At 34.1% G+C, this 15,754-nt stretch carries 7 protein-coding genes and 2 pseudogenes; 8 read left to right on the top strand and 1 reads right to left on the bottom strand.

Annotated elements, in window-relative coordinates; all coding sequences use genetic code 11:
* Positions 1-170 precede the first annotated feature (170 nt).
* The 4 genes and pseudogenes from rnhA (at position 171) to NL281_RS05805 (ending at position 7,198) form a co-directional block, all read left to right on the top strand.
* Positions 171-608 (top strand): ribonuclease HI, encoded by a 438-nt coding sequence (gene rnhA, locus NL281_RS05820; RefSeq protein WP_151807582.1) that lies wholly within the window; start codon positions 171-173, stop codon positions 606-608.
* The gene (locus NL281_RS05815) at positions 601-3,723 is read left to right on the top strand and encodes a YhdP family protein (RefSeq protein WP_253303142.1); all 3,123 of its coding nucleotides are present in this window, start codon (positions 601-603) and stop codon (positions 3,721-3,723) included. Before rnhA ends, NL281_RS05815 begins: the two co-directional genes overlap by 8 nt.
* A 973-nt stretch (positions 3,724-4,696) precedes the next feature.
* Positions 4,697-5,854 (top strand): group II intron reverse transcriptase/maturase, encoded by a 1,158-nt coding sequence (ltrA, locus tag NL281_RS05810; protein WP_253303141.1) that lies wholly within the window; start codon positions 4,697-4,699, stop codon positions 5,852-5,854.
* 106 nt (positions 5,855-5,960) lie between these two features.
* Positions 5,961-7,198: pseudogene (locus NL281_RS05805) on the top strand (IS4 family transposase).
* Positions 7,199-7,216: 18 nt separating this feature from the next.
* Here NL281_RS05805 and NL281_RS05800 read toward each other — a convergent pair.
* Positions 7,217-7,787 (bottom strand): annotated as a pseudogene (locus NL281_RS05800) (helix-turn-helix domain-containing protein); the annotation flags it as partial.
* A 129-nt stretch (positions 7,788-7,916) separates the two neighbouring features.
* Here NL281_RS05800 and NL281_RS05795 point away from each other — a divergent pair.
* The 4 genes from NL281_RS05795 (at position 7,917) to NL281_RS05780 (ending at position 15,706) form a co-directional block, all read left to right on the top strand.
* Entirely contained in the window at positions 7,917-8,858 is a 942-nt protein-coding gene (locus NL281_RS05795; RefSeq protein ID WP_253303140.1) for an Rpn family recombination-promoting nuclease/putative transposase, read from the top strand.
* Positions 8,859-9,075: 217 nt separating this feature from the next.
* Positions 9,076-10,527 carry a cytoplasmic incompatibility factor CifA gene (locus tag NL281_RS05790; protein ID WP_253303139.1) on the top strand — a complete coding sequence of 484 codons (1,452 nt, stop codon included), beginning with the start codon at positions 9,076-9,078 and terminating at the stop codon, positions 10,525-10,527.
* 11 nt (positions 10,528-10,538) lie between these two features.
* The gene (locus NL281_RS05785) at positions 10,539-15,146 is read left to right on the top strand and encodes a cytoplasmic incompatibility factor CifB (RefSeq protein WP_305879712.1); all 4,608 of its coding nucleotides are present in this window, start codon (positions 10,539-10,541) and stop codon (positions 15,144-15,146) included.
* A gap of 332 nt (positions 15,147-15,478) precedes the next feature.
* On the top strand, positions 15,479-15,706 hold the full coding sequence (locus NL281_RS05780) for a hypothetical protein (protein WP_253303138.1): 228 nt from the start codon (positions 15,479-15,481) through the stop codon (positions 15,704-15,706).
* Positions 15,707-15,754 lie beyond the last annotated feature (48 nt).

Below are 15,754 nucleotides of genomic sequence, written 5' to 3'. Positions count from 1 at the left end.
AAAGAACGGCAGAAACATAAAAACTATTTTTTCCTTTTCCTTTTGGTAATGCTCGTTGTCACACTTTTTTTTGTTTCTATAATAAAATTTAAAGGTGCAGCTTAAACTACCTTTAGAAATTGTGCTTTCATAAAAGCAACTATATACTTTGTTAACCGATATAAACAAAGATGAGTAAAAAAGAAGTGACAATATATACGGATGGGGCGTGTTCTGGTAATCCTGGAGCGGGAGGATGGGCAGCTATCATATTATTTCAAGATTACAGAAAAGACATTTATGGTAGAGAAGAAAATACCACAAACAATAAAATGGAGTTAACAGCGGTGATCAATGGGCTGAAAGTATTGAAATTTTCTTGTAATATTAATTTATATACGGATAGTCTTTATGTTAAGCATGGCATAACAGAATGGATAAATAAGTGGAAAATGAATGGCTGGAAAACAAGTAATAAAAAATCAGTAAAAAATATGGAATTGTGGAAAGAGCTAGACAACGTTGCTTCACAACACGAAATTGATTGGAAGTGGGTTAAAGCACACAGTGGCGATAAGTATAATGAGGAGGCTGATAGTTTAGCAAGAAAAGCAATAATCGATGCTTAAAAAAATTACTATATTATTTTCCGTAGCTTTATTATTCATATTGTGCTTCTTTATTTTTTTTAAGCCTTTAGAAATCAATATTAATTATATTGATTTTTATGTTAAACATAAAATATCAAAAATATTTGTTGGCTCAAGCGTTAATATGGAGAATACCTCAGTTGTTTGGCAGAAAGATGGCAAAGATCCGTATTTAGTCATTACGGATTTGGCAATAGCAAACCCTAATTTTACTATAAAAGTTCCTGAGCTTTTTGTACATTTTAAGTTAAGTTCCTTATTTAAAGCTAGCACAAATCTCTCTCAGGTTTCAGCTGATAATGTGCATGTATGTATCAAGAGAGAAGAAACTAATGTTAATCCGCAAAACTCATTAGACCTTTTGGATAATCATTATTTAAGTAGTAACCGCCTTCCTTCGGTGTCATTCCAGCGCGTGACGCTGGAATCTAGAAAAAAAGAAACAAGTAGTCAAGCTACTTGGATGACAAGGACGAGTGCTGGGATGACAGGAAAAAAAGATACTGGGATGACAGGGAAGAATTTCAAGATGACAGAAAGTAGTGCAAAAAATCTATTAAAAACAATAAGGGAATTTTTTTTTGACTTAAATGCGGATTCAAAAATTGAATTTACTAACATCGCTATTGATAAAAGCACAGAAGATGAATTTTTTATTGATAAATTATATATAGGGAAGGGGGAAGATTTTAATGTTTTAGATATTCATGTGAATACAAAAGATGGAAAGGGATTTTTGGATGATTTATCAATTACGATAAAAAATCGCAACAATTTGCTAAATGTGTACGGGACATTTTATGATCTAAAATTGGGACTATTGAGCAAGTTTTCTACATTAGTTAAAAGCTACAATTTGGACAAAAATATAGGATTCAAAGGAAGCTTCTCAGTGAAAATTAATAAAAAGGATGAAATTGTAGATGGAAATATATACGTATTAAATACAGAAAATTATTTGAACAAAAATTTGGCCTTAACTAATGTAAATATAAATTTAACATATAGTAATGGAATTATTAGTGTAAAAAACTTCCATTTTAAGTTAAATGACACGTATCTCTCTTTAATAGGCAAAATGAACTTTGGTACAAGTCATGCTTTGCTTAGAATTAATATTAGTAAGTTTGCTGCAAAGGATTTATGTACTTATATACCAGATAGTGTAGTAAATAGTAAATTTAAAAGCTGGTATTGTGATAATATTGATGGGGATGTTTTAAATACCATTGTAAGTTTCAATGGCAAAATTAACAATTTGGTTGATGACGATCTGTCAGACATTGTAATTGTTGCTGATATAGAAAACGGTAGCGTAAAATTTGATGAAGATTTTGAGCAAGTAAAGGAATTAAAGGGTGATTTGATCATCAAGAATAACGATCTTGAAATTACTGTAAATAGCGCTAAGTTTCAGAATTTCACTGTTAATGGTGGTGATATTGAAATGAAATCTCTAAATAAGGAAGATTCAGTTCTAACCATTAATGGCAAAGCTGTAAGTGATGCGTATGGTTTATATGAGCCTATAAGATTTAAGCTGGATGATGTGGTGAAGGTTGAAAGGGATAAAGTAAGTGGAATGGCAAAATCCGTATTTAATTTTCGCATTTTTAATCTAAATGCTGATGACAAAAAAGTAGACTTCTCAGCAAATTTTCATTCTGAAATTGACAATTTGGCCGTCTATAATGCAAGTCTTGGTAAATATGATATTAAGCTTAGTTTTGGCAGTGACTTTATAGATTTAAATGGTAGTGGTATGGTGAATAACACACAGCTATTATTTGACCTGAAAAGTAGCAATAGGAATGAAAGTTTCGCCTGGAATTTGACCGGAGATTTACCCGCTCAAATATTTAATTTTGATAGTGGCTATGTCAGTGCAAATTTAGAGTCAGTGATAAATCAAGATAAGACGGGGTATGTTAATGGTGATATAGATTTATCAGAATTTGAATCACATTCAAGCTACTTAGGGTGGAAAAATCGCTTTGAAGATCACAATAAAATTTTGTTTTCTACAAGGTTAAAAGGAGCAGGTGAATTGTTAGTAGATAAATTAGACATTGTAGGAAATGACCTAGATATAAAATTCAGCGGAAGAGTAGAAAATGGAAATTTATATTTAAATTCTAGTAGCTTTAAATTGCCTGATAATGATTTTAGTATAGAAATTGAATCAGGTAAGGAGAAAAATGCCATAACTATTTATGGTGAGGAAATTAACTTAAGTGATATTTTAGGCTTGCTTGGCAAAAACAGTAATGGATTAAATAAAGATATAGAGATTAGTATGAATGTTGACAATGTAATTATGAAAGAAGGCATCGTTATCAAAAATGCTAAGCTGAATGTAACCTGTACTAAAGGTAATTGCAATGGAAGTCAATGTACAGGGCAGTTTCTGGAAGATAGCAGCAACATACTAGCAGAATACAGTGGAATAGGGCTCGAAATATATGCGGATAATTCAGGTATGCTTTTGCGTTCCTTAGGCATTAGTAAATCAATTAAAAACGGCAAATTGTCTTTTTATCTCTCTCCTCAGAGAGAAAGTGGAGAACATTATGGTACGTTATCCATTAGCAATTTCTACATCAAAGATGCTCCACTACTTACTACTTTATTGTCGATGTCTTCATTGCCTGGCATTGTAAATGCCATAAAAAATGAAGGTGTATACTTTTACAAATGTAATGCACCTTTTTCATACAAAGATGGCACTATTGAAATTGAAGAATCTTGGCTTGAAGGGGCGGAGTTAGGTATTAGCACTGGTGGTAAGCTCGATATTAGAAATTATAAATTCCAGGTTGCAGGACAAGTAATACCAGCATATTCAATTAATAAATCTTTGTTAAAAATTCCTATAATTGGAAAACTTCTTACTGGTGGGAAAAGTAGGGGAATCGTTTCAATAGACTATAAAGCAAGTGGTGATGACAAAAACAATAACGTATCTGTTGATCTTATCTCTTCGCTAACTCCAAACCTATTAAAGAGGTTATTGGGAGTGTTTGATCGCATTATGACAAAAACTAACGAAAGTGGCTTAAAAGGTGGTGTGAAAAAGAAATTTGGTTCGATATGACCAAAAGGGAAGTTATTTAACAAAATTATGGACAAAAATGCAAGAATTTCAGAATGATCTACCTGGTTTTTTATTTAGTTGTTTAAGTAATACCACTCCCTTTAACCTCTCTATATTTGCTGAACAACTAAAAAGGGTAGGGGGGTGGTTGTAAATTGTATCTGTTCAGCCAATGGCGTCAACTTAAGGAAAAATATCAGCGATAGTGTATAAAATTTCTCTCTAAATTTTTTATCATTAAATTATCCAAAGAGTGCAATAAACAGCACTTTTGTTTCTGTTTTATTTCAACAAAGAAGTCTAAAATGTGTCCTTTTTAGGTGAAACATGCGTGCGCCAAGCAAAGTGCGTAAAGTCCAGTTGGTGAAAATCCAACCCAGGCAAAGCCTAGCCAGCAGGCTGGAACAAACCACTATGCTGCGTAAGGTAACGAGCGTAGTAAAGCTAGTGGAATGGACAACACAGGGTACAACGAAAGTGAAGGTATTGAGTCCCGAAATTCTCGATGTCATAGAGGTCGACACGTTGCATATAGTGGAAGACAGCAAGAAGGGTAACAATAGGGCAAGTTATCACTCACTCTATCGGGATCTGAGGCCGTATCACGTGTTGAGATGGAGTTTACGTAAACTTGGGAGATCCTTTGTATTCCTATTAAGGTACGTTGGAACAAGTCAACAAAGGCGAGTACTGACGGAAGATATAAAGGAAGTCGGACTGATTGATAGTACTCAGAGTGTGGGAAAGCCACATACAAGGGGAAGCGGTCAGCAATATAGTGACTGGTTTAGGAATTGCTATGCCAATACAACGGAGGTTGGAATAACGTGCAAAGAAAACTAAATCAGATAGCAGTAAGAGCCAGGCAAGATAAACGATTGAAATTTAATCGTTAATTCATCTGATAAACGCAGAGAATCTTGCTGAATGTTATAAAGAGCTAAAGCATAACAAAGCATGCGGTATAGACCAGGTGACAGTAGAAGCTTATGGAGAAAATCTTGAAGAGAAGCTCAACACTCTGGTGGATAGTATGAAAAGAAAGCGATATCAACCGCAACCAGTGAAAAGAGTATATATACCAAAAGCTGGAAGCAAAGAGAAACGCGGGCTTGGAGTACCGTCTACAGAAGATAAGTTAGTCCAGATAATGCTGAAGAAGATATTAGAAAATATTTATGAAGCTAACTTTCTGGATAACTCATATGGTTTTCGTCCTGGTAGAAGCTGTCATCAAGCGGTAAATGCACTAAATAAAGCAGTTATGTACAGACCAACTAACTATGTAGTAGAAGTTGATATCAAGAAATTCTTTGATAATGTCCAGCATAAATGGCTAATGAGATGCTTGAGAGAACGGATAACAGACCCAAACATACTGTGGTTAGTAAAACGATTTCTTAAGGCAGGAGTAGTCGAAGCAGGACATTATGAAGCAACTGAACTAGGCACACCTCAGGGGGGAATAGTAAGTCCTATACTAGCTAATATATACTTGCATTATGTGCTGGATTTGTGGTTTGAAAAGAAATTCAAGCTAAGATCTAAAGGTTATATGGAGCTAGTTAGGTATGCAGACGATCACCTGATTTGCTGCGAAAGAGAAAAAGATGCTAGAGAACTCTTAGAGTCACTGAAACAAAGGCTAGGAAAATTTGGACTGGAAATATCTGAAGACAAAACAAGAATAGTAAAGTTTGGCAAAAAGGAGTGGCAACAAGGAATAAGGGAGAAACGAAAAACGGAAAGTTTCAACTTTCTAGGATTCACCCATTATGGTACAAGGAGTCGTAAAGGTAGAGTAATGGTAGGTCATAAAACCTCGAAAGAAAATCTATCTAGAAAACTTAAAGAAATCAAAGAATGGGTGAAAAAGATCCGAAATAAAGTTCACCTTAAAGATTGGTGGTCAATACTTAAAGCAAAACTAACAGGACACTATAACTACTTCGGAGTTAGCGGAAATTACCGGTGGTTGAATAAATTCTTCTGGCGGGTAATCAAGCTAGCGTATAAATGGATAAACCGACGTAGTCAGAAGAAGAGTATGAATTCAAAGCAATTTATACACTATCTACAAGTTAATCCATTACCAAAACCAAGAATATGCTACTCATTATATACAAAATAGGAAATGCTGTGAATACTACATTGTGGAGCCGTGTGCGGGAAAGCTGCAAGCACGGTTCTGGTGGGGGAGTCATAGCGATAAAACTTAATCAGGAGGATTTAAAACTATGACTTCTACCAAACAAAAAGGAAAAAATTTTATTCTACAAATTAAAAATATAATATACTCGAAAGCTTTTCAGAGAATCCATTGTGTTGAGTTTTACACGAACAAGAAAACTTCCTTTTTCGGCAGTATTTTCTATGATTTTAAAGTTAGTTAAAAAAAGTTTGGGAATAGAATGTGAACTTATGGAGCCATTGACATGTACCCTCAAAGCAAGCTTTTTCTAAAGCAAGATATAAGATTTGCCATACAGGCTTTCAAGAATTTAAGCATCCAAACAGCCTATCAGGATGAACCTGAGTTGGAGAGGCTATAGACTTATTGCAGCAGATGGTTCTGGTATGAGATTACCCAGCTCTGAGGAAATTGTATCCGAGTTTGGCCGCTTTAAACCAAATGGAACAACAGGCACAATGCCACCATTGGCAATTTGTTTGTTGATTTGTGTACTTCGCTGATTTGTAGTGCTCGTCTTGCGGCTTGGAATATAGGTGAACAAACGTTGGCGGAAGAGCAATTACCCGAAGTTATCACTCAAATGCGTTCATTAAATCAAAAGAAATTATTATTTATCTATGATCGTCTTCAGTAAAATTCATTCAGCAGCATTATGATTTGGAAGTAGATTTTATTTTTCGCTTGCAAAAAAGAAATTATAGCAAGCTATGGGAACGAATTGCATCTGGAGAATTAGATTTCGATTTTATATTAGAAAATGAAAAGCTAAAAAATAAAATGAAAGGACAGAAAGTAAGAGTAATAGTGCTGACATTAGCCAACGGAGAAACAGAGGTATTGATTACTTCACTTTTTGACCGAGTAAAATTTACTTTGGAAGATATCAGCAAAGCTTATGTATTAAGGTGGCATATAGAGGAGTGCTATAAACGACTCAAAATAGGTGCAGAGTTAGAGAATTTTTCTGGCGTAAATTTAGAGGCTGTATTACAAGAATTTTGGGCAAACTTAGTCATGTGTAATATATTGTCGCTTCATATGTGTGATGCACAAGGGCCTTGGAATCCAGATCAAATTGCTGAGTATCGTTTAAATTTTTCGGTTTTATTTGGTGTAATGAGGCAGAAACTCTATCAGGTACTTATTGCGCCAAAAAACTTTCAAGCCCTTTTTGATAGAGCAAGTATACGCGCTAAAGTTAAAATCCGACCGGGACGATTGTATAGCCGCGATAAGGTAGATAAGCCCAAACGCCATCATGTCTTTAGGAGAGTTTGCTAATGAAAGTTCTTAAGTTGACGCCATTGCTTGTTCATATTCATATATTCTTTGATTTATTATGCCCACTTTGCTTGCTTTGAGTGTATCTTCGTATCGATCTCCATTCTTTTATTCTTTGACCTACTTTATACGGAATAGAAATTTTTTTCTCATCATTATCATATTCACCAATAGATAAATTGGTTATTCGAGAGAACAGAAACTCCTGCCTTAACTAAGCCCTTTGCCACCTCTATTTTTACTGCCTTTCCACTTTCTTCCTCACTAATACGGATGAATTTAGTTAATAAATAAAACGTTTCACGTAATTCTTGATCCTTAATCTCTTTATGTCTTCTTACTAATCTCCTCTCCCTCGTACCTTTTCTCGTTTGATACTTCTTGTCCGCAAGCTAGATCTCTAGCAGTTGTTGATAATGCTTCTGCTAATTCATATGATTTCTTAATTGAAATTCTGCGTGTTCCTTTTTCATATTGCAGTATATGTTGTATCGATTTTTTTTGCTAAATCTTTTTGAGTATATCCCTTTGCTAATCTACGATTTCTTACTTTTTGTGCTATTTGGTACCTTATGGAGATATTTGCCATAAATATTATACAGATTAATACTACCAAATAAAGATATACAAAAAGGATGCTTCCTTCTATGTTTGAATTTTAGTTGAATATTTCTTCAGAATTGTGTATAATTGTTAATGCTTTTTAGGTTAGTTCGTTATGGCTCTTTCTAAGTTTCTTGATCCCAAAAATGATGTCGCCTTTCGCCGTATCTTTGGTACTGAAAAGAATAAAGATATCCTCATTCACTTCCTCAATGATATTCTGGGTTTTACTGGCAAAAATGCAATACAGGATATAGAGTTTTTAAGTACTATTCAAGACCCTGATATTGCCTCTAAAAAGCAAAGTATTGTTGATGTCCTCTGTAGAGATTCTTCAGGTATTCAGTACGTTTGCGAAATGCAGGTCGCTAAAACTAAGGGCTTTGAAAAACGAGCTCAGTACTATGCTGCTAAAGCCTATTCAAGACAAGCTGACAAGGGTGATCAATACCATGATCTTAAGGAAATTATTTTTATTGCTATAGCAGATTGTATACTGTTTCCTGATAAGTCTGAGTATAAATCAAAGCACACTATTCGCGATGAAGATACTAATGAGCACGATCTAAAAGATTTTTATTTTATATTTATTGAATTACCTAAATTTTCCAAAACTAAAGAAGATCAGCTTTCAAATATAGTTGAGAAGTGGGTGTATTTTTTTAAGTACGCTGATGAAACAAGTGAAGAAAAATTGGAAAGGATAATAGGAAGTGACGTAATAATCAAAAAAGCGTATGAAGAGCTAAATAGGTTTAACTGGTCAGAAAAAGAATTTATTGCCTATGAACAGGAAATAAAACGTATTCTTGATGAAAAGGCTGTCCTCGCTCAAAAACTCGATGATGCTACTCAAAAAGGTAGACAAGAAGGCATCTTAATTGGTGAAGAACGCGGTATCAAAATTGGTGCAGAAAAAGGGAGAGAAGAGGGCGAAAAACAAGCTAAAATATCTGTAGCCAAAAACTCACTTAAGGCCGGTGTCTCTATTGATGTTATAGCTCAAATTACCGGTCTCTCTCACTCTGAAATTTTACAACTCAGGAAAAAAGCATAAGTATCCCAGCCTATTCACTTCACTTTTTAACATTTATGAAAATCTTTCCTAAGTTAGACATACCCCTTAATTAAGAGTCTAATGAACTGTCTAAAATAGCTATAATGTCTAAATATAGAAGATGTTTTTCATAAAGTTTTTATCCTTGATAATTTTAGTGTTGACATTTGATTCTAACTCTTGTATAACGCAGTAAATATTTTTTATGGGGGGTAAAATGCCAATAGAAACAAAGCGTCAAGCTGCAGTACTTAAAAAGCTACAAGATGTTATAAAATATACAGATCCTGAAGTTGCTGCTGGGAGGAAGTTAGCTATTAAAAGGTGGGTGGAGACCTATATAGAGAATATTAAATCTTTTGAGGGTGATAAGCTGCAGTTTTTGTACAATATATTCCAAGATAAAAATTGTTGGTCAGGTACAAGGTTAGATAATGCTGTTTTAGGTCAAAGATTAACTGAAGAGAAAATAAGAGAAATTGATAATCCACTTCGCAGATATGATATGGCTTGTAGATACTGTGTAGTAGATAAAATTCCTTCTCTCTTTAAGGAACAATTTGATTCCTATAAAAGAAGTTTTTCATCTAATGCAGTTGATGGTAATGGTCGTCCTGTAAAAGATGATAATAAATACATACTAAATTCACTTTTGTATGGGATGAAAAGGGAAGATCCTGTATTAAGTTTCTGGATAGATAAAGAATCTGGGGAATTAAGGCAACCTGGTAATGCAGAAGAGGGTTTTGACAGCGCTATAAAACTTAAGTGGAGTGAAGGAGCGGAATATTTTTCTAATCAGTTAGAGGAAAAAGCTAAGGAGAAGAAGCTTGCGGAAGCAATTATTGCTCTATCTCGCGTTCAATCTGTCGAGAAAGACGCTCCTATTTTAGATTTTTGTATAAGGAATGTAGATGATAAAGATACTCTTTTACAAGAATTATTACGGAGAGATGATGGAGTATATCACTTTTTTAGTAGATTAATACGTTCGTGTTTTTTTGATACAGTTCATGATTTGGTGCAGTGCTGGTGTTATAAAGAAGTTTCAGCACGTGGAAGCCATTCAGAGAAAATATTCTCACAGGATAAGTATGAACTTCTTCTTTATTCACTTTCAAATGTGATGTTGAAAAATCCTGAGTTAAGCGTTGAAGCTAGATCTCTTATTATGGAGATTTGGAAGTGTGACCGCTTTACTGAATACAGAAAGACTTCTGTTAATACTTCTAATTATACAGTTCCTATAAAGAGTGTACTTGGGGGATTAATCATTAATTGGAAACGAGGAGATGTTTGTAAGCCTGATGAGGAAAAGAAAATAGAGAAAAAAGAAATATTAGATATAATATCATTTGCTCGAGTTTCCTTTCCTAAAAAATTTGAACTTTTTAAAGAAATCATGATAGAAAACCTTAGATTATGTGGTAGAGAAGGAATGGAAGAAGATATAGACTATGGTAGTTTCGCAAAAGAGTTGTTTTCTGAGTTAGAAAAAGCAACTTTACCTCCTAGAGATGATGGTTCCGGTGATTATCGAAGACGGTCCATATCCACAGTGGAAGCTGAAGATTCTAGTCTTTCTATTAGACATGATGGTTCTGGTGATGCTCCGAAATCCATTCTTGGAACCCCTGGTATAAGAGATTTTTCTCCTCGTAGCAAATAAAGGTATATTATATGAGTAATGGTGATGGGATTATTAGAAGTTTAGTAGGTCAAGATTTTGAAGGTTTTAGACAAGAGTTTGAATCCTTTTTAGATCAATGTCCATCTTTCTTGTATCGTGTAGGTACAGGTCGTTTCCTTCCTGTACTCTTTTTCAGTATGTTTGCTACTGCACATGACGCAGGTATTTTAGCTCCAGATGAGAGAGTCTATATTCGTTTTGATAATCATGGTATTGATACAGGTGGTAAAAATAGAAGTACAGGAAACCTGAAGGTTGCAGTGTTAACTAATAAATTCCATGGTAAAAAGCGAATTGTCAGATGTTACAGCATTTCTGATGTCCCTAATAGTGATGGGTTGAGATTTAGTGAAAGGGAGATAAATGCTCTAGTGCGAGAGATTAGACGGCAAAATCCGGATTTAAGGGAAGAAGGCCTAAGTTTTGAGCAATACAAAGTGTGTATGCATGGGAAAGGCAAGAGCCAGGGAGAGAAAGGGGCAGTAGTATTTGAAGCGATTCGTGAAAAAGGTTCTGAAGGTAGAGATAGATTTGCTAAATATTCGGCATCTGAGATTAGTCTTCTTAGGCACATAGAGCGTGATAGGCTTAGGGAGATTAACGCGCCTGCGCCATTTAGTGTGTTGACAATTAAGGAAATAGAAGGTATGGTACTCAATCAAAATCAGCGTGGACAGCTTGATACGCTGATCAATTTTGCACAAGTTGAGCCTGGTCAACAAAGAATCGACGGTTTTATAGGAATGTTAGCAAGTAACAATGAAGAAAATACAGAACGTCAAATAAATGAAGAAATTTTGCCATACATAACTCGAATCTATCGTCATTACGCAGGCACACTAGAAAATAATATTCAAAATCGCAATCAAAAGTTTGAGAGTCATGGACTTTTTTTAGGTTTGTTAGCAAATTTTAGTCATCTCTACACGATAGATATTGACCTTAACTTGTCTCTTGTAAATTCATATGTTGCTTTTCTTGTACACCATCAAGCAGAGAGAGAAAACATTCCTATCGTTATTAATACTGGATGGAGGACATCGTTTGCATTAGAACGCGCTAGAGGTGACGCTAAAAGATTACATGCTTCTTCATTTATATCTATTCATACTGAATCAAGACATGCTGTTTGTGTTGGATTAAATTTTAATTCACGTCTAGCCCCTTTTAGGGTTGGCATAGCAGAGCTTCAACAGAATAGATTTCCTTTAGTACAAAGATTATTTGAATATGTAGAAGATGAAGAAATCGGAGAAAATATTAGAGATTTCTTGCTTCAACATCTTCTTGCTGAAATACCAAGAAATGCAGAAAATCGTGACAGAATACTTGATTGTATAACTGGTTTTGCTTTTGGGAATAGTGCTTTTGATCACGAGCAGGTATTAATACAAAACAATAGACTGCAAGTAATAAAATACATATTTAGATATGATAATGAGGATTTAAGAAAACATGCTTTAGCTATGGTCTTCCATGCTCAAGGTTTTCCTATAGTTATGCTTGATATTAGAAATCCCCATGATATACAATCAGTAAAAGCCATCGCTCTACCACCAGGTTATAATGGTGCTGTGAATAGAGTTACATACATACTTAATAATCAATATGGACTAAATGTTCTATTAGATAGATTTAATTCACCTAATCATTACCTAAATAGGAATAGATATGCTTCTTTTGATGGTAATCTTATAGAAGTGCCTAATGCTGAAAATGTACATAATACTTTGAATCAAGTTATGAATGATGGGTGGCAAAGTATAGCTCAGCATAGAGAATTATTGAGAGCTATTTCTAGAGTATTAATGCCAGAGAATATGAATGGTAGTGCAATAATAGATGTAAGTAACAATGACAAATTTCGTTCTATACTGCACGGTATATTTTATGTTTGTGACAATCCTGATAAAGTGGTTACTGAATACAGGGTAGGTCAAACGTATAGTCCTGATATAAGAATGGCAGGAGAAATAGTGGAGCAAGTAAGTACAAGAGTTGCAGAACAGAGATTAGGTCTTCTATTATTAAGATCTACAATAAATCATCCGGAAGATACTCATCCGATTGGATATGTATTAGGGTTTGCTAATACTGAACAAACATTAGCACAAGAGCAACGTAATACAGAACAGCAAATAACAAGACTTATGGACAAGCAAAGAGGATATTTGCCCATTACTTCTGGAAATGAGGTGGTCTTATCTTATGCTGTATTTTATGCAGGTGCACAGAGGGCAGAGAACCTTATATCTTTTCCACAAGAAGTGTATATACATAGATTCAACCGTGATGATACTTTAAGACGGGTAGGACTACGACAACCTGTAAGGCTAGTAGGACCTAATAGTGTTATTGATGAAAATCCACCAGAAAATCTATTATCAGATATAATTAGTAAGAGATTAATAGATTATTTTCAAGGCAATCAAAAACAGTCTTCGATTCCATTATTTAATCTTGGTAATAATCAATGGGTTGCATTTCGTTATCTTGAAGGTGATAAGGAACAGGTCATAAGAAGGTTAAGGTTTGGTACAGATGAAACACTTACAGCACAAGGAATATTAGAACGAATAAACAATATTCTTAGAGATCATGATCGTGGTACCATACAAGATGTTAATGATCTAATTACACTAGATTTTGCAACAGAAAATGGCTATTATCGTTATTGGTTTCAACAACATGATATAACTTATGTTGCAAGGGCACAAGGATATAATTTCCTAATTGGGAATGAAATGCGGTTTCATATTATGGGTATTGAAAATGGCCAGGTCGACGTTTTGAAAACTCATATTGAAAGTTTTAAAGATGAGGGAGGTGTAGGACCTCGAAGGTCAATTTTAATTGTTAATTTAGGTGGTAATCATTGGGTCACATTAGTGATTGATTACCGAAATGGGAATTATATTGGGTACTATGCTGACTCACTTGGTCATGATGTTCCACATGGTATCACACGAACTTTAGAAGATAATAGTGTTACTCTCCATAATGTTCTTATTGATCAGCAAGGTGGTCGGTTAGTACAGCAAAGAGGTGGATATAATTGTGGCTTCTGGGCATTGGAAAATGCTAGAGATATTAATGAAGTTTTACAACAAAATAACAATCTTGGAAACCAAGGTAGAGGTATGTTAGGTGAAATGCGTAATTCTCTTACATTAAATGTTCCAGGCTTAAATAATATAGTTGATGAAAACAATCTTAGAAATGAAGAGTACTTTAAAGGTCTGAGAAGAGATATCTCAAGGGAACTTCAAGACGTTAATACTAATGCTGGTAGAGCTCGTTCTGATGATGCTGGTGATCCTAATAGTGTCATGTCTTTTATTATAAACAATCAGAATAATCCTGAAATCAGTCGCTTACTATTAGAGTACTTAAAATTAACATTTCCTCATGTACAGTCATTACACTTCGATGAAGAGCAACAAGCAGCACTTTTGCAGTTTGTATCTAGCAGCTTTCCAAATGCATCTATTGAATTAGTGAAACAAGGCCTTTATTTGCCTTCTTTTGAAAAGCGAGGAGTTAATATTAATGGTAAATGTGTAGCAATTACTCGTGGTTTATCTCAAGCTTTATCTTTACACAAAGACAAATCACTTTTAAATAATCTAAAAACTTCAGCTGAAATTTATGAGCGTATAGCTCAAGGTAAGCAGATATCTAAAAGGGAAGAAAAAGAGGCTTTTGCTTTTAGTAAACTGCTTAGTAATTTTGAAGAGCAGGTAGATTGTGTTACAAGCACTTTGCCTTCAAGTTTAACTCATAGTAGGAGTTATAAAATGCTTAGTGATTTGTCAAATTATATAGCTGAAATTAATGATGATTTTGCTCTTCACTTAGTAACAAGTAACCATGTTGTAGCCATTTACAGAATAGGTGATAGTTACACGTATTTTGATAGCAATGCGGCATTTATTTCTGAGCTAAAAAGCGTTGATCAGCTTATGCAAGTTGTAGAAAAAGGAATAGAATTTGCCGGCTATGAAATGGGAGAAAAAGGCTTTCTAATTGAACACTTTGATGTTAATCAAGCTAATGGTCTATTAGATGATGAAGATAAGCAAACCCTAACAAGAGAAATTAAAACAGAACGAGAACTTCTTGCGGAACAGGATAAAGAGCTTGGTCTTATTAAAATTGATGGTCAAGAAGTATCCAGAGTGCAATTATATGACTTTGGGACTAAAATTAATGTAAAAGGTAGCGTGCCATTGCTTATTAATGCTGATATGAAGTTAAATAGCAAAAAATTTCTGGATTATTTAGATAAAAAAGAAGTAAGCATAACAGCTAGAGAATACCTTGATAACTTACAAAATAGCAAAAATGTGAAAGAGGTAGTACAAGCAACCAAAGCAATTCCTTTTGAAGGTTCAAATCAAGAAGTTAAGGAAGCAGAACACCAACGTAGCCAAGAACTTAAGTTTTCTATGAAGCAATTAATAAAATATCTTTTGACTGCTGTCATTAGGCAGAAAAGCCAACTGTCAGAGGATAATAGCAAAGCAGATGATAATCCTAATCATTATTTGAGTAGTGTAACAATAAGTAGTCAACCGAAAGAGTCACAAAGATATTAATCTGTTTATTTCTGAAGTTGTGAAATTTTATCTACAGAAAGATGCCGTCTTGTAATTCAACAAGAAAATTATAAAAATTGAATCTTAAGTTGTGTTGTGAAATAAAAAATATTTTCTATTCGCGACCTGTGTAGAGGTGTACAAATTATAGTAAGTGTGTATGTTGATAAGTAAATTGGTTTTATATATACTTAGAAATTTACTTATCAATATATATATTACATTCAATAAATTCATATAAAATACTATTTTACATAAGATCGGATGGTAGCATTTTTTGATTTTAAATTACTAAAACCTTCACTCAGTCTCCTAGTCCTGTAATTTTTAATGTGGTCAGGATTAAAAGTAATCTTGAATCTAAGAACATGTCTGCAAAGGAAATAGAAAGAAATCAAGAAGTAATCTTAGCCAGAAAAAGTGGTAGAGAAGTTAAGAATATTTTTCACAAAAAGAACGATACCAATAAAAAGGATTTCATTCTACTGGGGATAAAAACTGTTATGAATTTTCCTGTTATTTCCGAGTTCAATAATATTAATTTAGCAATATTTTATTAAGATCTTAAGCAATATAACCATGTTTAGCAACCCAAAACAGGTAAGTGT

This window comes from Wolbachia endosymbiont of Phyllotreta cruciferae, from assembly GCF_918697765.1.
In the GTDB taxonomy this organism is placed as follows: Bacteria; Pseudomonadota; Alphaproteobacteria; order Rickettsiales; family Anaplasmataceae; genus Wolbachia; species Wolbachia pipientis.
Note: the sequence above shows the minus strand (reverse complement) of the source record. Positions and strands in the feature narration are given on the sequence as shown.